The sequence below is a fragment of the Thermoflexibacter ruber genome, from assembly GCF_900113045.1.
Classification (GTDB): Bacteria; Bacteroidota; Bacteroidia; order Cytophagales; family Thermoflexibacteraceae; genus Thermoflexibacter; species Thermoflexibacter ruber.
Window position 1 is genome coordinate 32,466 of sequence record NZ_FONY01000025.1, and the last position, 19,898, is coordinate 52,363.

Here is a 19,898-nt window from a genome sequence, read left to right on the forward strand (position 1 = left end):
GTGACTATGTGGGCAAACTTTGCCAAATTTGTTATCAAATACCGACTACCATTTTTAATCCTTCTATTCACGCTGACGGGCTTCATGGCTTACCAAAGCAGAAAAGTAGAGCTCTCTTACAATTTTGCCAAACTTGTTCCCGCTGATGACCCCGCCATGATATACTTCCAAAACTTTTTGAAAACTTTTGGAGAAGACGGCAACCTCATGGTGATAGGATTCAAAGATAGTACTGTATATCAATTAGAGAAATTCAAAAAGTTAGACCAACTTTGCCAAGAAATAGAAAATATAGATGGGGTAGATGGAATTTTATCTTTGTCTAACTTAAAATACATTCATAAAAACGAAGAGGAGAAAAAATTTGAATATAGGCTACTTTTCCCAAACCTCCCAAGCAATCAGGCTCAGTTAGATAGCACTCTCCAATTTGCACGAACCCTAAAGCTCTACGAAGGACAAATTTGGAACACACAGAACGGGGCGATGATGATAGCCATCGCTATTAATCCAGATTATTTTAAAAATGTCAAAAGAGAGGCTTTACTCAACAGCATTATCAAAAAAGTAGAGAAGTTCACCGAAGCAACTAAAATAGAAGTACATTACTCAGGCGTTCCCTACATCAGAACAATTACCGCCCAAAATATCAAACAAGAACTTAGTATCTTTTTGGTGCTGTCCCTTTCCATTACTGTAGTGGTGCTTTTTTTATTTTTTAGGTCTTTCCAACCTGTCATTTTCCCTTTGATAATGATAGGTATGATTATATTTTGGACATTAGGCACACTTGGAATTTTAGGTTTTAAAATGACTATTCTTACAGGTTTATTGCCTCCTATTCTGGTAGTCATAGGTATTCCTAACTCAGTATATTTGCTCACCAAGTTTCATCAAGAGTGCATCAAAAGTGGAGATAAAATCAAAGCAATGGTGCGCGTCATTAGCAAATTAGGCATAGTAACACTCATTACTAATGCCACTACTGCCATAGGCTTTGTGGCTTTGACCACCGCTCAAATTTCTATCCTTCAAGAGTTTGGTTTAGTCGCTGCTATTAATATCATTGCTACTTTTTTGATAAGCATTATCTACCTCCCCGCTGTCTTTTCTTATTTGCCTCCACCCTCAGCAAAACAGTTAGCTCACTTAGACTTAGCTTTCATTAAGAAAATTTTAGGCAATATTATCCAAATAGTATCTTCGCACCGCACCAAAGTATATGCCATTGCTATTTCTCTGGCTGTAGTATCCGCCTTGGGAATATGGAGAATCAAAGCAGTTTCCTATATGGTAGATGACCTTCCTGACGCAAGTAAAGTCATTCAAGATTTGAGATTTTTAGAAGAAAACTTCAAGGGAGTTATGCCTTTAGAGATAGTCGTAGATACAGGCAAACCCAAATCTACGCGTAGAATTGAGGTTTTATCTAAATTGGACTCTTTTCAGCGTTACTTACAAGATATACCTTCCGTTAGTCCTGCACTCTCGGTGGTTACGTTTTTAAAAGCAGCGAAACAATCTTACTTTGACCAGAATCCTTTGGATTTTCAGTTACCAACACGTAACGAACTTGCCTTTATCCAACGCTACATTCCCAAACAAGGCGAGATAGACAACCTTACCAAGACATTTGTAGATACTTCTGGACAGTATATACGTATCTCGTTGAAAGTAGCTGACTTAGGTTCTGCAAAAATGGATTCCCTAATAGACAATCATATTACGCCCCAAGCCTTGCAAATTTTTGGACAAGCAGGTATGAAAGCACAAGTTACAGGCACTACCCTGATGTTTGTCAAAGGCAATGAATATCTCATTACCAACTTAAAGCAAAGTTTGTTGCTTGCAATCGTAGTAATAGGAGGTATTATTGCTATACTCTTTAAAAATATACGCATCATGCTTATTTCTATTTCTACCAATATGCTCCCTCTATTGATAACTGCAGGCTTGATGGGTTACTTAGGTGTTCCTCTCAAGCCAAGTACAGCACTGATTTTCAGCATTACCTTTGGCATTGCCGTAGATGATTCTATTCACTACTTGGCTCGCTATAGACAAGCCCTCTCTACCCTTAATAGCAATGTATTTGAAGCCGTGATAACTGCTATTAGAGAAACAGGCGTAAGTATGATATATACCTCTTTAGTGCTTTTTGGAGGTTTTATTATCTTCACCGTATCAGAATTTGGAGGAACGGTTGCCTTAGGAGCATTGACCTCCACTACTTTGCTCATTGCCATGCTGACAAGTTTAATCCTATTACCTTCTCTGCTCATTACTTTTGACAATGGAAAACAACAAGCAGCGCAGAATGATTGGTCTGAGGAAGTGTAAAATCCATGAAACAACATTGATTTGAAAATTAGTACCTCTTTTTAAGCAATTTTTTCTAAATTTAGCTTTACTTTTACTTTGAGTAATTGATTAGTGCGGACTCTCTTGTAATTATAAGCTAAAAGTACTATTTTGGTAACTAACAATCCATGAAAACACGGATTCTTATAGTTGATGATGAAAAACACGTTATCCGACAGGTAGGGGAAATGCTCCAGAAGTTTGGGTACGAGTATGGCTTTATCCCCAAAGCCAATTTTTTATTCCAACGTATTGAAAATGAAAATTTTGATTTGATATTGTTAGATATCTATATGCCAGAGGAAGATGGCATCAGTTTGTTGCAAGCCGTCAAAGAACACCCTCGCTACCAGCATGTACCTGTAATTATGATGACCAATGAAACCGACGATAAGGTATTGGCTCAATGCTTTGCTATAGGGGCAAGCGATTACATCACCAAACCTATCAAAGAAGAAGTTTTCAAAGCGAGAATTAAATCTGTCATAGATAACCAAAACTATATCAGAGAGATTCAGAAAAAAACTGCTCAACTTATCCAAGCTGAGAAAATGGCTTCTTTAGGACAGCTTACCGCTGGGATAGCTCACGAAATCAATAATCCCATTAACTTTATCTATGCTGGTATCAATGCCCTTAAACTGAATTTTTCTTATTTTAGAGAAGTAATAGAGGAGTATGAAAAACTCAACCAGGCTGAGGCTGACTATACTAAGTTGAAAGCACAATTAGCAAAAATCAATAGCCTTAAAGAAGAATTGGAATTTGACAGGCTGACCCATGATATTCAACGGCTAATCAATAGCATTGAGAAAGGAGCAGAACGAACTGCTGAGATTATCAAAGGTTTGCGTTCCTTTTCCAAAGTAGAGGATAGCCACCTCCAAATCATAGACATACATGAAAACATAGACACCACGCTTTTGCTTTTGCAGAGCCAATACCAAGAGAGAATCCAAATAGTCAAAAGCTATGGTAATCTTCCTCAAATAGAGTGCTATCCAAGCAAGTTGAATCAGCTTTTTATGAATATTCTCTCAAATGCTATACAATCCATTGAAAATCAGGGAACAATTTGGATAAAAACTACAAAAGAGAGAGAAGGACACGTCGTTATTTATGTCAAAGATACAGGGGCAGGCATGAACGAGGAGAGCCAACAACGTATCTTTGAACCTTTGTTTTCTCTCAACAATAATGAGCGTGGCATAGGATTAAGTCTTTCTATAGCACAAAGTATTGTAGAACAACATCACGGCAACATATTTATTACAAGTGAACTTGGTAAGGGGACAGAGTTTAAAATTTCTTTACCTATTAGGCAGTCCATTTGATACGGATTAAATGTATTACTTATGATTAGAAAGTTTTTTTACTTTATTTTGATTTTGCTGTGTGCTGGTGCAGGAGGGTTGGTCGCTTTTTTTTATTGGGGAAGTAGCCCAAAACTTAGTTCAAACCAATATCTTGCCAATAAATCCTACCCTAATGCCTCTCCATTGCCATCAGACTCTGTATTTACCATTATTACTTACAATATTGGCTATCTTTCAGGAATGACTAACAACAAGGTAGCAGACCGCACTCAAGAATTTCTTTATCAAAATTTAGCCTATGTTATTCAAACTTTCAAACAAATACAGCCTGATATAGTCACTTACCAAGAAATCGATTATGGAGGCGATAGAAGTTTTGACATAAACCAATCAGAAAAAATCGCTCAAACTCTTGGTTTTGCCTACCAACTGGACGCTATCAACTGGGACAAAGTTTATGTTCCTTTTCCATATTCTTGGAATCCAACTTACCATTTTGGCAGGGTGCTTTCAGGTCAGTCCTTACATACTCATTTCCCCGTTTTAACTCATGAAAGATTGGTTTTAGAGCGTACTAACTTACCTTTTTATGAGCAGGCATTTTACATAGACCGTTTGGCTCAGGTGGTAAAGCTCAAAATTAGAGATAGAGAAGTAGTAATAATCAACGTACATTTGGAAGCATTTGACGCTCCTACCCGCATGAAGCATGGTAAAGTGGTAACAGAACTTTTTGAACGCTATGCAAAGTACTACCCCGTCATCTTGTTAGGAGATTTCAACAGCCCTGCTCCCACAGAAGCCTCTCGTCAAAACTCTGATTATGAGCCTACGATAGATGAAATACTGAAGATTACTAACCTCAAATCGGCAGTTGCGCCTGAGCATTTTGGTAAAAAAGAATTTCTGACCTACCCTGCGGATAACCCTACCATACAAATAGATTACATTTTTTATACCTCTGACAAAATCGAGTGTTTAGCAAGTAGGGTAGTTACCGAAGTAAAAACGGCTTCTGACCACCTGCCCGTACTGATGAAATTTAGGTTCTTAGATTAGTCGGATACTCAATAAGCTGTTAAAAAATTAGTCGTTCTTATAAATGCTGTCTATCCATATAAAATATTCAATGGAGTTTAGAAACGTACAAAAAAGTTAAATTACTTAGTTTTTGACAGGGAAATTCGCATTTTTGAACAAAGAAAAAACACAATTCAAACTGATTAAGAAAAAGATATGAAAAAAAATAGTACATTTACTTTCCTTAGCTTTTGCCTGTTAGCTATCATGCTCCAAAGTTGCATTACGCTCCAAAATAAACCTACAGTATTAAGTAAGCGTTTTGAGGAGGCAGTTATACCGCCAGCCCCTGATTATAGCAATCCAGAACACTGGGCAGCACTTCCCAGTAAAAAAGATTATGCCGATAGCCTGCCAGACAAAAGCCTTAAAGAGCAACAGTCGCAAGCCAAAACAGACGTATTTTTCATTTATCCCACTATTTACACCTATCCGCCTACTCGCCCCAATGAATGGAATGCAGATGTAAACGATGCTGAACTGAATCTCAAAATTGAGCAAGGGACTATCCTCAATCAAGCAAGCATATTTAATGTAAGTGGGAAAGTCTATGCCCCTCGCTATCGCCAAGCCCATATTTATGCCTACTACACCCCTAACAAGCAAGATGCTCAAAAGGCATTTGATTTAGCGTATCAAGATGTAAGAACTGCATTCCAATATTATCTGACTAACTACAATGAAGGTCGCCCTATCATCATAGCTTCACATAGTCAAGGTACTCAGCACGCTATCAAATTAATGCAAGAATTTTTTGACGGCAAAGCTCTTAGCAAGCAGCTGGTATCGGCATACTTAGTAGGTATGCCCACCTTACCTTCGTATTTCCAAGTGTTAAAACCTTGTGAGAACCCTTCACAAACAGGTTGTTATACTACTTGGAGTACGTATGCCAAAGGCTACTTCCCTCCGAAGTATGAGGATAAACTCCAATACGCTGTTAGCGTAAACCCTCTGACTTGGACAGTTACAGAGGAATATGCCGCCAAAGATTTGCATAAGGGAGGAGTAGAACGCGGATTTAAACTTACTAAGCCTAAACTTGTAGATGCTCAAAATCACAAAGGTATGCTCTGGATAAGCAAACCCAATATCAGAGGAAAATTATTTTTAAAAGTAAAAAATTGGCATATTGCCGATTATAACCTGTTTTATCTAAATGTCAGGGAAAATGTTAAATTGCGTACGGAAACTTTTTTACAGCAGTTAGGTCAAAAATAGTCATAGTATATATTACTAAAACCTTAATAATCAGATGTACGAAGAGCAAAAAGAAATTTTACTCTTGCAAAGAGAAAAATATAAGTTGAAAATCATAGAAAACTTGTTAGAAACAAGAGAGAAAGTAGTTTCCTCTAAGGGGGCTTTTACTGTGGGTGGAACTATTTTAGCAGGTTTTTTGGCTTACAAAGGCTTAAATTGGCTTAGTAACAAGAATAAAAAAGGCAAAAAGAAAGGGGAAAAAGAGTTGAGCCAAACTGACCCCGAACCTACTTGGCTTACTTCGCTGAGAGAGCAGGCTATTAGCATGCTTTTGGAGGTAGGGAAGGAGCAGCTACAAACTTGGATTTCAAAAGCCAAAAAGTAATTAGATGGAAGAGTTTATTTTTTTGCTGTTGGGGATAGGGCTGGGCAGTCTGCTGACTTGGCTCATAGCAAGTCTTTACTTTGCTTCTAAAATGGCAATCTATAAGGCAAACAATGAAAATTTGAAAGAAAAAGTTGCTGAAAAACAGCAAGAAATTTCTCTTTTGCAAGAAAAAATCACCACAGAGTTCAAGAGTATTGCTACAGAAATCTTGGAGGAGAAAAGTAGAAAAATCACTGAGCAGAGCCATTTTAGCCTAAAAAATATTTTAGACCCTTTTGGCGAAAAACTCAGCGATTTCAGAAAAAAAGTAGAAGAAACCTACGACCGCGAAGCCAAAGAGCGTTTTTCTTTGGAAAAAGAAATCAAAAACCTCCAACAGCTCAATCAGCAAATCAGCAAAGAAGCCAATAATCTCGCTACAGCACTCAAAGGACAGTCCAAAATACAGGGGAATTGGGGAGAAATGATATTAGAAAGTATTTTGGAAAAGTCAGGCTTGGAAAAAGAAAGAGAATATTTTTTACAAAAAAGTCATACCACAGACAACGGGAAACGGCTTCAGCCTGATGTACTTATCAGCCTACCTAACCAAAAGTACCTTATCATAGATGCCAAAGTTTCGCTCAATGCTTATGAGCGATTCTGCGCCTCAGAGGAGAACGAGCAGGAGAGAACTCAGTACCTTAAACAGCATCTTGCGGCTGTCCGACAGCACATCATAGAACTTAGTCAAAAAAACTATCAAAATCTCTATGCCAACCAAAGTCCTGACTTTGTTCTGATGTTTTTACCTATAGAGCCAGCTTTTAGCTTAGCAGTACAGCACGATGCAGACCTGCTAAACCTTGCCTTTGAGCGTGGAGTAGTTTTGGTCAGTGCGACTACCTTGCTTGCTTGCTTGCGAACCGTTGCAAGTATTTGGAGGCAAGAAAAGCAAAATCGCTACGCAGAGGAAATAGCCAAAGAGGGTGGTATGTTGTACGAAAAAGCCGTTGGCTTGGTCAATGAACTCAAAGACTTAGGACTAAAAATCCAATACACCCAAAATGCCTATGAGGAGGTCATGCTCAAACTCAGTACGGGCAAGGGCAACTTACTTAGTAGGATAGAAAAAATGAAAGCACTCGGTATAAAAACGAATAAATCCCTCTCTCCCAATTTATTTGAGGAAGGAGAGTTGGATAAATAAATCCCTCATTTCCCGCCCTAAAAAAATCTCACAAATTTTTGTACCTTTTTTAAAAAACCAAATTATGAGGTTAAGAGCATCTAACTCTATCAAATTTAGTTGTTCTTAACCTCTCATTGTACTTTCCCAGCTATACACTTTCCAAGTCTAATCGCTTGGAAAGTGTTTTTACAAAAGATAAGAGTAGCTACATAGAGCCTGTATTTTACTTTTATCTGATTTTTTAGCAGTCAGCAGTTCAATGCACCACAAACGATTTGAAAATATGAAACAAGTAAAAATATGCTTAATTATACTTTTAGGTATTTGTTTTCGGTTCTGCCAAGACAAAGTAACCACTGAATACCTAAAAAGATTTGTAGCAACAGAAACCTATCCAACAGATGTTTTTTTGGACACGGTTAGCAATCAAAGAGCCTTGATTATTGTGGCACATGATGATGATGACTGTGCTATGTCTGGCATGATAGCTAAACTAACAGCCAAAGGTTGGACTATCAAGCAGTTAAGCCTACAAAGCCATATTTTGCTCACTACGGGCAGCAATCCTGCACACATCATCTGTCAAGGGAACGAGCTGATTCTAAAAGATGGATATTACCGTATAGGATTAGATACCATGAAAAACCCTTATCTGCCCATTCCGTATAAAAAGATTAAAGAGCAGTTTCTTACCGACAAAGTTGCCAGTGCAATCATCAAAAAGGTCAATGATTTTAAGCCTTCTGTCATTTTTACACTTGATAATGAAAAAGGTGGATATGGACATCCTGAACATATTTTTATTAGCCAGTTAGTAAAAGACCTGTTTGAGAAAGATAAGATTCATATTGATAAAATTTATCAATCTGTTTATACTGACCAGCTGGAAAAAGAAATTATCGATAAATGGTTGGGCGATAGATTGAAAAAGTGGGGCTATCCAAATCCAAGTGCTATTGCTAATGAGATATATGGCATAAGTGGCATGCCTGAACCAACCGTACAAGTAAATATTACAGAAGTAGCAGAGATAAAAATGAACTATCTCAGAGCATACGAGGAAGATGTCAGAAAAAACCTGAGAAAATTTATACCTTATTATGAGGAGTTTGATGCAAAGACCTATTTTGGGATTTTTGACAGAGAGTTTTTCCGAGTAATTGAAAAAATAAACTACTAAGGTCAAGAATTGAAGTTTTAACGAATCAATATATACCTTTTTACTTAATCCTATTGTGATAAAAACTATGAAAAAAACAACCATTTTACTTGCCACTATGCTCTGTCTTACAAGTGCTTATGCATAAGTAGTAACAGTGAGTAATGGTCAGTCCCCTGTCAAAGCACTTTATCAGCACTGTGCTAATGAAATGCTCATCAATATAAGCAATTATCCCGCAGAAGAAGTATCTTTCAAAGCGGAAGGAGCAGAGTTAATTTTAGGAGAGAAACAAGGGGAAATAACCTTAATACCTCGCGATTTCAAAGCTACACTCAAGATTTTTTATAAAGATAGCCTTCTCGCTACGGAGATTTTTCCAGTAAGGCTTATCCCTAAACCTGAACTTCAAATGTACGTTGGCAATAGCACCTTGCCTCACAGTTTTCCCAATGAAATAAGCAAGGTAGAACTTAACCAACTCAGGATACACGCTCAAGCACCAGAGTACTTTGAGAATAGCGTACCCAAAGATGCTCAATTCCAAGTGAGCCTTATAGAAGTTTCTTTGGCGAGAGAAAGAAAACTGATAGGTAGTCTTACCGTAAGCGATTCGGAAGTAATCAACTTAGAAAACTTGATAAAAAGTGCCGAGATAGGAGATAGGTTGATTATAGAAATTAAACGAATAGAAAGAATGACTTACAAAGGACACTGGGAAGAAAGCAAAATAAGTAATCCTGTTTTCATTATTAACATAAAATAATTTTTTCACTATCAAAAAACCAAAACCATGAAAAAAATAACTTTATTGTCTGCATTTTTGCTGATTAGCTTTTTTGCTTGGACGCAAAAAAGCACGATTTCTTATCATGCCGCTACCGTGAAGGCTTTGTACCTCAACTGTGGGAATGAGTTATACGTAAGTGCTAACAACTGCTCTAATCCACAAAGCCTAAGATACGAAGCAGATAACGCCGAACTTATCACTGACCTAAGTGCCAATAGAATTACCGTAGTACCCAAAGCGGCAAAGGTAAGCATTCGAGTATTTGACGGTGATAGCCTGATTTCTACAGAACATTTTCCTGTTAGACTTTTGCCAAAACCAGAAATTACAGTCTTTATAGGAACTCTGGAACTACCTATCAAAGAGGCTTTTGTAGAAAAAAGCCAATTAGCAGAACTAAGCGTAAAAGCCTTAGCAGGGCAAGGAATGAGAGATGCTATGCCCAAAGACATGAGATACAGAGTACGTGATTTTAATGTTTACTTATACAGAGGAGAACAGAAAATCAATGAAATCAACGTACAAGATGAGCAGGTGCAACTTAGTGATTTCTTGAAAGATGCTCAAAAAGGAGATAAGCTAATGATAGAAGTAAAAAAAGTACAAAGATTGAATTTTAAAGGGGAAGTAGAAGATGTTAAATTTGGAATGGCAAACTTCCAAGTTACAATTGGTTAAGTTTAGCTGTATCTTCCTAAGTTGGCTCATTTGAAAACTACAATGCCATCAAAAGTTCAGATTGGGCGGGGGACATCTTCATACAACTGTACTCACTTAATCTGAACTTACCCTACTTACCAACTCCTCTAAAACTTCTTGGTACTTCTTTTTCAATAGTTTAGCTTTTAGCCATGCGTAAAAGCGAATTTCTTGCAAGTCTTCTTCTGCAATAGGGTCAAAGGCAAATAACTCATCGGTTTGGGCAAAAAGTCGGTCTGGTCTGATGCTTGGATTATCGAGCATTTGCCTAATAAAATATAAATAGGCTTTTACATTTTGGAAAAGAGATTGGGCAAGCATATCGGCAAAATTCTTTTCTACGCTTTTCAATTTATTGCGAGCTAAATCATAGTTTTTTAGTTCATACTGAGCAATCAGTTCTACTAAGTTTTTTTTCAGTACCCACTCTCGCCCCATTTTTCTTACCAGCCAAGTCTCAGAGGACTGCAAAGCCAAAAAGCACTGATTAGCTTTTTTGTAGTTTTCCTCTTGGAAGTAATAAATGCTAAGGTTTAAGTAGATATTGAGAGTATCTTCTTGAGAAAGGGTATTTTTCCTTTCTTTTAACATGGTTTCTAAAAGCCTAATTGCCTCTACGGTCTGCTTGCTTAAAGCATAATTCGCAGATAGTAGTAAGGCATATTTGGTATAAAACTGAGTTTGCAAGTGAGAGTCAGCAGTAAAAAGTTCTCTCATCTTTTCTAAGTAAAGCATAGATTGGGCAAATTTTTTGTTGCGATAAAGCACATGGGCAATCATGTAAAGCAATCCAAGTTGATAGTGAGCATGTTGGGGAGTGAAACCGTACTTTTCTACTACAAATTGATATTGCTCAATAAGATACGGCTCAAAGCGGTAAAAATCCTTACTTACCAAAACTTCGCTTCGGGCTATGGTCATCAACTTATAAAGTAAACTTGGACGCTTTACAATAGTTTCCGAAAGTTGGTAGGTTTGCAAAATTTGCTTAATTACTGCCTTGAAATCTAAGTCTTTGCCTTGTAAGCGTATTTCTTTTAGCTTTTTTTGGATAAGTTGGTTAGCAATGTTAGCTTTTTCCTCTTGGTCTGCGAGCATTTTGTTCTGCTTATGTTTCTCAATGATTTCTTCTAACTTATCCGCAAACTCACTATTAGAGAGGCTGATTTGTAGATTGTAAATAGCGTTCAGTAGGTCGTACTGCTCATGCGACAAAGCCACTTTCTCTGCTTTCCTCAGAAACTCCCAGCCCAATTTCTCTAATTTTCTATCAAACAATGCCAAAGAAATCACCCCCAAAGTAGTCGCAGCTTGCTTCCCACTGCTTTTTAATAAAATAAAATCTATGAGGTGTTGCATCAGTCGCTTGCGAACTGCATGATAAGCCACTTGGTTTTGGTCGGTAGGATAAAGTTTGGCTAAAAGTTGAGCAGGCTTGTAAACCTGTTTTTGGGCAAGTAACCTAAACAGTTCCAAGTCTTTACGATTCTTTATTTTCTTTTGCCGTTGGATAAAGGAAGCAAATTCTTTCTGCTCATCGGTGGAAAAAGTGCTGATGATTTGTTTGAGGTCATCCATATCCTTGCAAATGCAAATTCTTACAAATGTAAGTAATTTTGAGTATTTTTACCTCCATACTTTGGCAAAGGTTTTGACAAAAGAAATAAATACGTAATATAGATAGGTAATTTTAAACGGCGCTTTGCGTATATGTGAATGGTATGTTAAAAAACGTGTAATATATGTTACGCACTTCGATAAAAAAAATTTTTGACGAAAAAAATTTTATCCCCTTTGTAGTGCATTTCAAACATGTCAAGTTTTTTCTCGATTTTTTTTATTAAAATCTTTTATTCAGATTTGTCTTCCCATCGTGAAGGAAAGTTGGGCTTCTTAGGAAAACCATTTGCGTTTAACCTTCCTAAGTAAATCCAAAATAAAATTCGTAAATCAGCGAATTTTATTTATAAATGATTGATTATAAATAGCTTAATTATTTAAGCCACATAATCTTTATGTGGATTGTTGTTTATTGCTAAAAAATTGATACTGAGTTTTACCCTAAATAAACCTAAATAGGTATGAGTATGCCTGATAAAATGCTAACGAACATTACAACAAAAGACTGTGAACTTGTGTGGAAAAACTGCTTGAAAGTCATTAGAGCAAGTGTAGGGGAGCAGAGTTTTAAGACTTGGTTTGAGCCAATTCGCCCTGTAAAGCTGCATCATACTGTTTTGACTATCCAAGTGCCAAGTCAGTTTTTCTATGAGTGGTTGGAAGAGCATTATGTAAATGTACTTAAAAAAGCAATTTACAGCGAGTTAGGAGCTGAAGGCAAATTAGAGTATTCTATTATCATAGACAAAGGCAATGAGCAGCATCAGCCTTTTACTATCAATATCTCGAACCCTAAAAATGTCAAGCCTGTCGACCATTCGCCGCTACCTACACAAAAGCAGTTTTTTAGTCCTTTTGATATGCGGACTGTACCTCCGCATCATGCACACTCAAACCTAAGCAACAAGTACAGTTTTGAAAATTTTATCGAGGGAGAGTGCAATCGTTTGGCGTACTCAGCAAGTTTTTCAGTAGCACACAATCCTGGAGCGACTGCATTTAATCCCTTAGTGATTCATGGAGGGGTAGGTTTGGGCAAAACACACTTGCTTCATGCCATTGGCAATGAGGTAAAAGCACTTTTTCCTGAGAAATTTGTCTTGTATGTACCTTCTGACCTGTTTATTACACAGTTTGTCGATGCCCTAAAAAACCAAGCTGTGCAAGAATTTACCAATTATTATATGCAAGTAGAGGTACTTTTGGTAGATGATATTCAGTTTTTGGCAGGTAAAGAAAAAACACAAGAAAACTTCTTTCATATTTTTAACTACTTGCACCAATCAGGTAAGCAAATCGTCATGACCTGTGATACTGCCCCAAAAGACTTAAAAGGTTTACATGACCGTTTGCTCTCTCGCTTTAAATGGGGCTTGGTTGCGGACGTACAAGTTCCTGATTATACGACACGCTTATCAATAGTAAAAGCAAAGATGCAAACAGAAGGCATCAAGATACCCAATGAGGTAGTAGAATATGTAGCTAAAAATGTCGATACTAACGTAAGAGAACTACAAGGCGTACTCATTTCTTTAGTAGCAAAAGCATCGCTGATGCGTCAAGAAATAGATATAGACCTGACCGAAAAAACACTAAACCAAATCATTCAGAATGTCAAGCAGATAGAGGTAGATTTGAACATAGAACTGATACAAAAGGCAGTTGCAGAGCATTTTAACGTTAGCTTAGATGATTTACTTTCAGGTACACGCAAAAAAGAAGTAGCCAATGCTCGTCAAATCGCCATGTTTATCTGTCAGAACTATACCAATATGTCCCTGAAAGCCATAGGAGAGTATTTTGGGGGACGCGACCACAGCACGGTTTCTCATGCCTCGCGTACTGTAACAGAACGCCTTGAAAACGACCCACTTTACAAAAATATCATTGAGGCGTTGAAAGCAAAATTGAATTTGAGAGGAAAGTAAAAGGTCAGATTTCTAATAATTTTGCTAACACCAACATTGACAAAGTGATGAACTTTGTCAATGTTGGTGTTTTTTCTTATTATTTCAACATTTTAAGCAACAAAGTCAATTTTTCCTTGAGTCTTCTTCTATCCACAATAAAATCTAAAAAGCCATGCTCCAATAAGAACTCTGCTGTTTGAAAATCTTTAGGTAAGTCTTTGCCGATGGTTTCTCGAATTACTCTCGGCCCCGCAAATCCTATCAAAGCATTAGGCTCTGCAATATTAAAATCTCCCAGCATAGCAAAAGAAGCTGAAACACCCCCTGTAGTTGGGTCTGTCATCAAAGAAATGTAAGGTACTTTGGCTTCGGAAAGCAAGGCTAACTTCGCAGAGGTCTTTGCCATTTGCATAAGCGAAAAACCAGCTTCCATCATTCTCGCCCCACCTGAGCGAGAGATGATAAGCAAAGGGTAGCGATGCGCAAGAGCAAAATCTATCGCTCTTGCTATTTTTTCTCCTACTACCGAACCCATAGAGCCACCTATAAAATCAAAATCCATACAAGCTACTACTATGTCTAATCCATTCATCTTGCCATGAGCAGAGCGTACTGCATCTTTCAGTCCTGTTTTAGCTTGGCTTTCTTTGATTCTCTTGGTATAGGGCTTATTATCTACGAACCCCAGAGGGTCGCCTGATTCCATATTTGCGTCTAACTCCTCAAAATGGTTATCATCAAACAAGATTTCAAAATATTCTTTTGAACCTATGGTAAAATGATAACCGTCATTAGGAGAAACATAGCAGTTATTTCTCAGTTCTTTGATGTGTACAATATGCCCTGCGGGGGTCTTTTTCCATAAGCCCGTAGGGGTATCTTTTTTTTCATTAGTAGGCGTAGTAATTCCTTTACTTTGCCTTTTGAACCAACTCATGCTGTCCATAGGATTTCAGTATCGTAAAAATCTATGCAATATCGACTTTCTTCGTCAAATATACGTCTTGGATAGCATTCAAGATTGCTACTCCTTCTTTCATCGGTCTTTGGAAGGCTTTTCTTCCCGAGATTAAGCCCATACCGCCTGCACGCTTGTTGATGACAGCTGTTTTTACTGCTTCTGCCAAATCAGATGCTCCAGAAGAAGCCCCCCCAGAGTTGATAAGTCCTGCCCTACCCATATAGCAGTTAGCTACTTGATAACGACAAAGGTCTATAGGGTGGTCAGAGGTCAGTTCGGTATAAATTCTTTTATCTGTTTTGCCGTAAGAAGAACCTCCCATGTTAAGTGCTGTATAGCCTCCATTATTTTCAGGAAGCTTTTGCTTGATGATGTCTGCCTCAATAGTTACGCCTAAATGATTTGCCTGCCCTGTCAAATCCGCAGAAACGTGGTAATCTACGCCGTCTTTTTTGAAAGCAGTGTTACGAGTATAGCACCAAAGGATAGTTGCCATGCCTAATTCATGGGCTTCGTGGAAAGCCTGAGCTACTTCCACAATCTGGCGAGTAGAGTTCTCAGAACCAAAGTAAATTGTCGCTCCGATAGCTACTGCCCCCAAGTTCCAAGCCTCTCTCACTGTACCAAACATGATTTGGTCCGCTTTGTTAGGATAGCTTAATAACTCATTGTGATTTACTTTGACTACGAAAGGAATCTTGTGTGCATATTTGCGAGCAACCATGCCCAGTACGCCGTAGGTAGTAGCTACAGCATTACAACCTCCTTCTATGGCTAATTTCACAATATTCTCGGGGTCAAAATAAGCAGGATTAGGAGCGAAAGAAGCACCTGCACTATGTTCTATGCCTTGGTCTATGGGTAAAATAGACAAATAGCCTGTATTTGCCAAGCGACCTGTGCCAAATAATTGCCCTAAGCTCCTCAACACTTGAGGGTTGCGGTCTGTCTGCACAAATATTTGGTCAATAAATTTGGGGTTAGGAAGATGCAAATTTTCCTTAGGGATGGTAGTAGATTTGTGATTCAATAGGCTATCTGCCTCTTTGCCGAGTAATTCAGCAATTTTGTCGTAGTTTAACATTTTTGTATATGATTAGTTGAGTAATAAGTGCATCTATTTGAGCTACGCCTCATGATACATAAAAACATCACGAAGTTTATTCTTACAACTGCCAAAAGTAGGGATATTTTAGATAAATAGCAAAAATTGATAGCTTGTTATCATATTAAGGTAGTTTTCCAATGAAAAAAGCCTAAAAAGTTTTATGCTTCTACGACCTCGTTCACTACTATTTTTTGCAAAATTTTTATTACTTGCTCTCCCATAGCTTTGGTTCCTAATATTTTCTCTTTAGGAGTATTATTATCAGCAATGTCTATAGTTCGGTAGCCCTCTTTTAAGGTTTTTTCTACTGCCTCTACTACGCTCTCGGCTTCCTTTTTCATACCAAAAGAATATTCTAAAAGCAAAGCAACCGAAAGTATAGAGGCTAAAGGATTAGCGATGCCTTTGCCTGCAATATCTGGGGCAGAACCATGAATAGGCTCGTAAAATCCTGTACTATCACCAATAGAAGCAGAAGCTAACATTCCCATAGAGCCAGCGATTTGCGAAGCCTCATCGGTGAGAATATCTCCAAAAAGATTTCCTGTAAGTATGACATCAAACATTCTTGGGTTTTTGATAAGTAGCATAGCTGCAGAATCTATAAACTGATGATGCAGCTCAACATCAGGATATTGCATGGCTACTTCATTTACAGTTTCTCTCCAAAGACGCGACGACTCCAACACGTTAGCTTTATCTACAGAATGAACTATCTTTCTTCTTCTTCTTGCGGCTTGAAAGGCTTTGTGAGCGATGCGTTCTACTTCATATTTAGAATAAATCATAACATCATAAGCCGTTTTTCCTTCATCTTTACGTGCTTTTTCTCCAAAATATACATCGCCAGTTAGTTCTCTAAAAAATAGTATATCTGCTCCTTTGAGTATTTCTGGCTTGATGCTTGAGGCATTGAGCAACTCATCAAATAATTTAATAGGACGAATATTGGTATAAAGTCCTAAGGCTTTTCTCAACCCGAGCAGTCCCTGTTCTGGACGTACTTTCAGAGAGGGGTCGTTGTCATACTTTGGGTGACCAATCGCCCCAAATAGTATAGCATCTGAGCCATGTGCTTTTCTAAGTGTTTCTTCGGGAAGTGGTGAGCCTGTAGCTTCTATGGCGGCATGACCCAATAGGGCAGTATCAAAAGCAAATGGGTGTTCGTATAGGCTACCTATCTCTTCCAATACTCTTTTACCCCATGCTGTTACTTCATTACCGATGCCATCTCCACCAATAACAAGGATTTGGTATTGCTTCATTGACTTAGTATGTTTGGTATTAACTATTTCTATCACACATTTTTGCCTTACAAAGCTTGGAAGATGCTCTATAAGGTTTATTATGTTATGACAAATAACTATGCGTAAAATTAATGACTAATAGTCTAAAAACTAAACAATCAGTCAAAAAACTTTACGATGTTTTACTGTTCAGGCAAACTGTTCTCTTTTTGATTCGTAGAGTTCAATTTTGTCTTTTAAGGAAAGTACAAAATCGATGTCATCATACCCGTTAAGCAAGCATACTTTCTTATACGGATTAATTTCAAAATTTTCAGATACATCTAAGTCAATAATTCTGATGAACTGATTTTCTAAGTCCACTTCTACTTTAGTTTTAGGGTCTTTTTCTATGGCATCAAAGAGTTTTGCCAAAAACTGCTCGGAAACCTGCACCACTAAAAGCCCATTGTTGAGGGAGTTATTTTTAAAAATATCTGCAAAAAAAGAAGAAACTACCACCCTGAAGCCATAGTCGTAGATAGCCCAAGCGGCGTGTTCGCGGCTCGAACCCGAGCCAAAATTTTTTCCTGTTACTAAGATTTCACCAGAGTAACGAGCATCATTAAGCGGGAAATCGGGCTTTGGGTTTCCTTGAGCGTCTTTTTTCCAGTCAGCAAAAAGGTTTTGACCGAAGCCTTCTCTGGTAGTAGCTTTCAAGAAGCGAGCAGGAATAATTTGGTCGGTATCCACATTCTCTATATTGATAGGTACACAAGTGGAAATCAGGTGTTTAAACTTTGGTTTTTCCATATATTATATGATTATCGAATCTAAAATACTGATTAAGTTTGAATGCTTTTACTTCACTTCAAAATCTAAAAACTTTTTATCCTCAATAAATCCTTCTAATCTATCGCCGATTTTTATAGCACTTACTCCCGCGGGTGTGCCTGTAAAAATAATATCTCCTTTTTTCAAAGTAAAAAAACGAGAGATATAGGCAATAATAGTGTCGAAGTCATAAAGCATCAGACTGGTATTTCCTTTTTGGCGGAGTTCGCCATTGACCAGTAAATGAAAATTAAGATTTTTTATGTCGGGATAATCGGTTTTAGGAACGAAATCGGAAATAGGAGCAGAACCGTTAAAAGCCTTAGCTATTTCCCAAGGCAGCCCTTTAGTTTTCTGCTTTGCCTGCAAATCTCTGGCAGTAAAGTCTATGCCTAAGCCTATTTCCTCATAGTATTTATGGGCAAACTTAGCCTCTATGTTTTTCCCTTCCTTACTGATTTTCAGCAGAATCTCTACTTCATGGTGAATATCTTTAGAAAAATCGGGGTGGTAAAAAGGAGCATTGTCCTTCAGCACTGCCGTGTCAGGTTTGCAGAAGACCACAGGGTCTTCTGGCTTTTCATTTTTTAGCTCCTCAATATGAGCCACATAATTTCTTCCAATAGCTATAATCTTCATCTTTACTAAAACTTAAAATTAGTTATTATCTTTCTGCAATGATACCTCCCGTCAGGCGAAGGAGTGTAGTATTGGCATCTATAAAGTTAAAAATTGCTTGCTGTTCGCTGAAGGCAATATTTAGATAGTTTTGCTGTAATATTCTGTAATCAAAGGAGTTGATGGAGCCATTACGAAATTTTTCCTCTGCTAATCGCAAGTTAGTCTGTGCCGCATTTTTATTTTCTACGGCTATTTGTACTTGCTGTTTTCTAAGGTTATACAGGTCGTAGTTGTTAGCTAAGTCCCTGCGAAGCTGATTTTTAAGGTTTTCTATTCTGACCTCACCTATTTTCTCTGCAGCCTTAGCGGTCTGCAAAGCCCTTTGGATAATTCCACCGTTATAGAGTGGCACGGAAAAAGTAATATTTGCAAAAATATTGGTCGTTCTGGCGGTATTATTCTCGCGAGTAGCCCCACCAGGAAAAATGGCATTGCTCAAATCTTGACGGTTCACATTATAGCTGCCGTTTACACTAAAGCCTACTCTGGGCATAAAGTCGCCTCTGCGAAGTGCGACATCATTTTTCAAAATTTCTTGGGTAATACGTAAAGTTTGAAGGTTGGCATTGCTGGCAAACATTTTTTCCTCTAAGTCTTTCAAATTATAGCTTACATTGTTAAAAACTAGCCTGTCAGTAAGTTCGTAGGTTTTCTCTACTTCTGTTTCTCCTAAAAGCACATTCAAATCTCGCAGTGTATTTCTGTAAATAAGTTGCTGATTAATATAGGCAGAGGAGTCCGTCAGGTAGTTGCTCCTTTCTAAGAGTACATCAGCGGTTACTGCATTACCAACTTCTTTTTTGAACAGAACGTACTCATAAGTATCTCTGGACAAATCCATGCCTTGTTTTAAAATATTAATCAGTTCACTTGCCAAGACTGCACTGTAGTAGGTTCTGATGATATTTTGCACGGTATTTTCTATCACAATGCGAGCATTGCCCTCTGATTGAGCTTCTAAGTTTTCTAAGCGTTTTTTGTTGATAGTGATAGCAAAGCCATCAAAGATAGTCCAGTCCAAAGCCACCGATGGAACGATGTTATTGTTGATGACTGTTCCTTGTAAGAAGGAAGCAGGATTCACCACGTTGTTATATACGTTGCCTTGTGTAGCGTTGAGCGTAATAGTGGGATATTTTCCTGCCTGCCCCCAATCATTATTAATATTGGCAATTTCTATATTCTTTTTTTCTATTTGAATATCAAAGTTTTGGGCTAAGCCTTTTTGAATAGCCTCTAAAAGGGACAGTTTCTGCTGGGCAAGAACTTGGTGGCTGAATAAAACATAAGTAGTAAAGACAAAAAAAATCCGTTTTGTAAAAGTTGGTTTCATCAGAAAAGCAGTTTAAAGAAAATCTTTTTTTAAATTAGAAAAAGTGAGTTCAAGAGGT

Annotated in this window: 17 protein-coding genes; 10 read left to right on the forward strand and 7 right to left on the reverse strand. The window is 37.8% G+C overall.

The features are described 5' to 3' along the window. Positions 1-6 precede the first annotated feature (6 nt). The 9 genes from BM141_RS14035 (at position 7) to BM141_RS14075 (ending at position 10,146) form a co-directional block, all read left to right on the forward strand. Entirely contained in the window at positions 7-2,340 is a 2,334-nt protein-coding gene (locus tag BM141_RS14035) for an efflux RND transporter permease subunit (protein WP_091546755.1), read from the forward strand. A gap of 149 nt (positions 2,341-2,489) precedes the next feature. Further along, the gene (locus BM141_RS14040) at positions 2,490-3,695 is read left to right on the forward strand and encodes a response regulator (RefSeq protein ID WP_091546757.1); all 1,206 of its coding nucleotides are present in this window, start codon (positions 2,490-2,492) and stop codon (positions 3,693-3,695) included. A 21-nt stretch (positions 3,696-3,716) separates the two neighbouring features. Next, positions 3,717-4,736, forward strand: a complete 1,020-nt coding sequence (locus tag BM141_RS14045) for an endonuclease/exonuclease/phosphatase family protein (RefSeq protein ID WP_091546759.1) — start codon at positions 3,717-3,719, stop codon at positions 4,734-4,736. Positions 4,737-4,913: 177 nt separating this feature from the next. After that, complete coding sequence (locus BM141_RS14050) at positions 4,914-5,978, forward strand: DUF3089 domain-containing protein (protein ID WP_091546762.1); 1,065 nt, start codon at positions 4,914-4,916, stop codon at positions 5,976-5,978. A gap of 34 nt (positions 5,979-6,012) precedes the next feature. Further along, positions 6,013-6,345 carry a hypothetical protein gene (locus BM141_RS14055; protein WP_091546765.1) on the forward strand — a complete coding sequence of 111 codons (333 nt, stop codon included), beginning with the start codon at positions 6,013-6,015 and terminating at the stop codon, positions 6,343-6,345. Between the two features lie 4 nt (positions 6,346-6,349). Then, positions 6,350-7,537, forward strand: coding sequence for a DNA recombination protein RmuC (locus BM141_RS14060; RefSeq protein WP_091546768.1), 1,188 nt, complete (start codon positions 6,350-6,352; stop codon positions 7,535-7,537). 265 nt (positions 7,538-7,802) lie between these two features. Next, positions 7,803-8,699 (forward strand): PIG-L deacetylase family protein, encoded by an 897-nt coding sequence (locus tag BM141_RS14065; RefSeq protein ID WP_177217391.1) that lies wholly within the window; start codon positions 7,803-7,805, stop codon positions 8,697-8,699. Between the two features lie 136 nt (positions 8,700-8,835). Continuing rightward, positions 8,836-9,444 carry a GldM family protein gene (locus BM141_RS14070; protein ID WP_091546774.1) on the forward strand — a complete coding sequence of 203 codons (609 nt, stop codon included), beginning with the start codon at positions 8,836-8,838 and terminating at the stop codon, positions 9,442-9,444. Between the two features lie 27 nt (positions 9,445-9,471). Further along, positions 9,472-10,146: a GldM family protein gene (locus tag BM141_RS14075; protein ID WP_091546777.1), complete on the forward strand. Its 675-nt coding sequence runs from the start codon at positions 9,472-9,474 to the stop codon at positions 10,144-10,146. Between the two features lie 96 nt (positions 10,147-10,242). Here BM141_RS14075 and BM141_RS14080 read toward each other — a convergent pair whose 3' ends face one another. Beyond that, the gene (locus BM141_RS14080; RefSeq protein ID WP_091546780.1) at positions 10,243-11,745 is read right to left on the reverse strand and encodes a hypothetical protein; all 1,503 of its coding nucleotides are present in this window, start codon (positions 11,743-11,745) and stop codon (positions 10,243-10,245) included. Positions 11,746-12,248: 503 nt separating this feature from the next. On the opposite strand from BM141_RS14080, the gene dnaA reads away from it, so the two are divergent. Next, positions 12,249-13,715 carry a chromosomal replication initiator protein DnaA gene (gene dnaA / locus BM141_RS14085; protein ID WP_245764064.1) on the forward strand — a complete coding sequence of 489 codons (1,467 nt, stop codon included), beginning with the start codon at positions 12,249-12,251 and terminating at the stop codon, positions 13,713-13,715. 79 nt (positions 13,716-13,794) lie between these two features. Here dnaA and accD read toward each other — a convergent pair whose 3' ends face one another. The 6 genes from accD to BM141_RS14115 form a co-directional block, all read right to left on the reverse strand. Next, complete coding sequence (accD, locus tag BM141_RS14090) at positions 13,795-14,634, reverse strand: acetyl-CoA carboxylase, carboxyltransferase subunit beta (protein ID WP_091546937.1); 840 nt, start codon at positions 14,632-14,634, stop codon at positions 13,795-13,797. Positions 14,635-14,665: 31 nt separating this feature from the next. After that, a complete protein-coding gene (locus BM141_RS14095) occupies positions 14,666-15,742 on the reverse strand; it encodes a class I fructose-bisphosphate aldolase (protein WP_091546783.1) in 1,077 nt (358 codons plus the stop codon). A 182-nt stretch (positions 15,743-15,924) separates the two neighbouring features. After that, positions 15,925-17,031 (reverse strand): 3-isopropylmalate dehydrogenase, encoded by a 1,107-nt coding sequence (gene leuB, locus BM141_RS14100; RefSeq protein WP_091546940.1) that lies wholly within the window; start codon positions 17,029-17,031, stop codon positions 15,925-15,927. A gap of 171 nt (positions 17,032-17,202) precedes the next feature. Continuing rightward, entirely contained in the window at positions 17,203-17,805 is a 603-nt protein-coding gene (leuD, locus tag BM141_RS14105; RefSeq protein ID WP_091546788.1) for a 3-isopropylmalate dehydratase small subunit, read from the reverse strand. A 48-nt stretch (positions 17,806-17,853) separates the two neighbouring features. Beyond that, positions 17,854-18,465, reverse strand: coding sequence for a fumarylacetoacetate hydrolase family protein (locus tag BM141_RS14110; protein WP_091546792.1), 612 nt, complete (start codon positions 18,463-18,465; stop codon positions 17,854-17,856). Positions 18,466-18,490: 25 nt separating this feature from the next. Then, positions 18,491-19,840, reverse strand: coding sequence for a TolC family protein (locus tag BM141_RS14115; RefSeq protein ID WP_091546795.1), 1,350 nt, complete (start codon positions 19,838-19,840; stop codon positions 18,491-18,493). Positions 19,841-19,898 lie beyond the last annotated feature (58 nt).

Excerpts from the sequence above, each read along its gene's own strand:
- BM141_RS14080 (WP_091546780.1), bottom strand. The coding sequence starts at position 11,745 with ATGGATGACCTCAAACAAATCATCAGCACTTTTTCCACCGATGAGCAG.
- BM141_RS14065 (WP_177217391.1), top strand. The coding sequence starts at position 7,803 with ATGAAACAAGTAAAAATATGCTTAATTATACTTTTAGGTATTTGTTTT.
- leuB (WP_091546940.1), bottom strand. The coding sequence starts at position 17,031 with ATGAAGCAATACCAAATCCTTGTTATTGGTGGAGATGGCATCGGTAAT.
- leuD (WP_091546788.1), bottom strand. The coding sequence starts at position 17,805 with ATGGAAAAACCAAAGTTTAAACACCTGATTTCCACTTGTGTACCTATC.
- accD (WP_091546937.1), bottom strand. The coding sequence starts at position 14,634 with ATGAGTTGGTTCAAAAGGCAAAGTAAAGGAATTACTACGCCTACTAAT.
- BM141_RS14050 (WP_091546762.1), top strand. The coding sequence starts at position 4,914 with ATGAAAAAAAATAGTACATTTACTTTCCTTAGCTTTTGCCTGTTAGCT.
- BM141_RS14110 (WP_091546792.1), bottom strand. The coding sequence starts at position 18,465 with ATGAAGATTATAGCTATTGGAAGAAATTATGTGGCTCATATTGAGGAG.
- dnaA (WP_245764064.1), top strand. The coding sequence starts at position 12,249 with ATGAGTATGCCTGATAAAATGCTAACGAACATTACAACAAAAGACTGT.
- BM141_RS14115 (WP_091546795.1), bottom strand. The coding sequence starts at position 19,840 with ATGAAACCAACTTTTACAAAACGGATTTTTTTTGTCTTTACTACTTAT.
- BM141_RS14045 (WP_091546759.1), top strand. The coding sequence starts at position 3,717 with ATGATTAGAAAGTTTTTTTACTTTATTTTGATTTTGCTGTGTGCTGGT.
- BM141_RS14055 (WP_091546765.1), top strand. The coding sequence starts at position 6,013 with ATGTACGAAGAGCAAAAAGAAATTTTACTCTTGCAAAGAGAAAAATAT.
- BM141_RS14075 (WP_091546777.1), top strand. The coding sequence starts at position 9,472 with ATGAAAAAAATAACTTTATTGTCTGCATTTTTGCTGATTAGCTTTTTT.
- BM141_RS14060 (WP_091546768.1), top strand. The coding sequence starts at position 6,350 with ATGGAAGAGTTTATTTTTTTGCTGTTGGGGATAGGGCTGGGCAGTCTG.
- BM141_RS14095 (WP_091546783.1), bottom strand. The coding sequence starts at position 15,742 with ATGTTAAACTACGACAAAATTGCTGAATTACTCGGCAAAGAGGCAGAT.
- BM141_RS14040 (WP_091546757.1), top strand. The coding sequence starts at position 2,490 with ATGAAAACACGGATTCTTATAGTTGATGATGAAAAACACGTTATCCGA.
- BM141_RS14035 (WP_091546755.1), top strand. The coding sequence starts at position 7 with ATGTGGGCAAACTTTGCCAAATTTGTTATCAAATACCGACTACCATTT.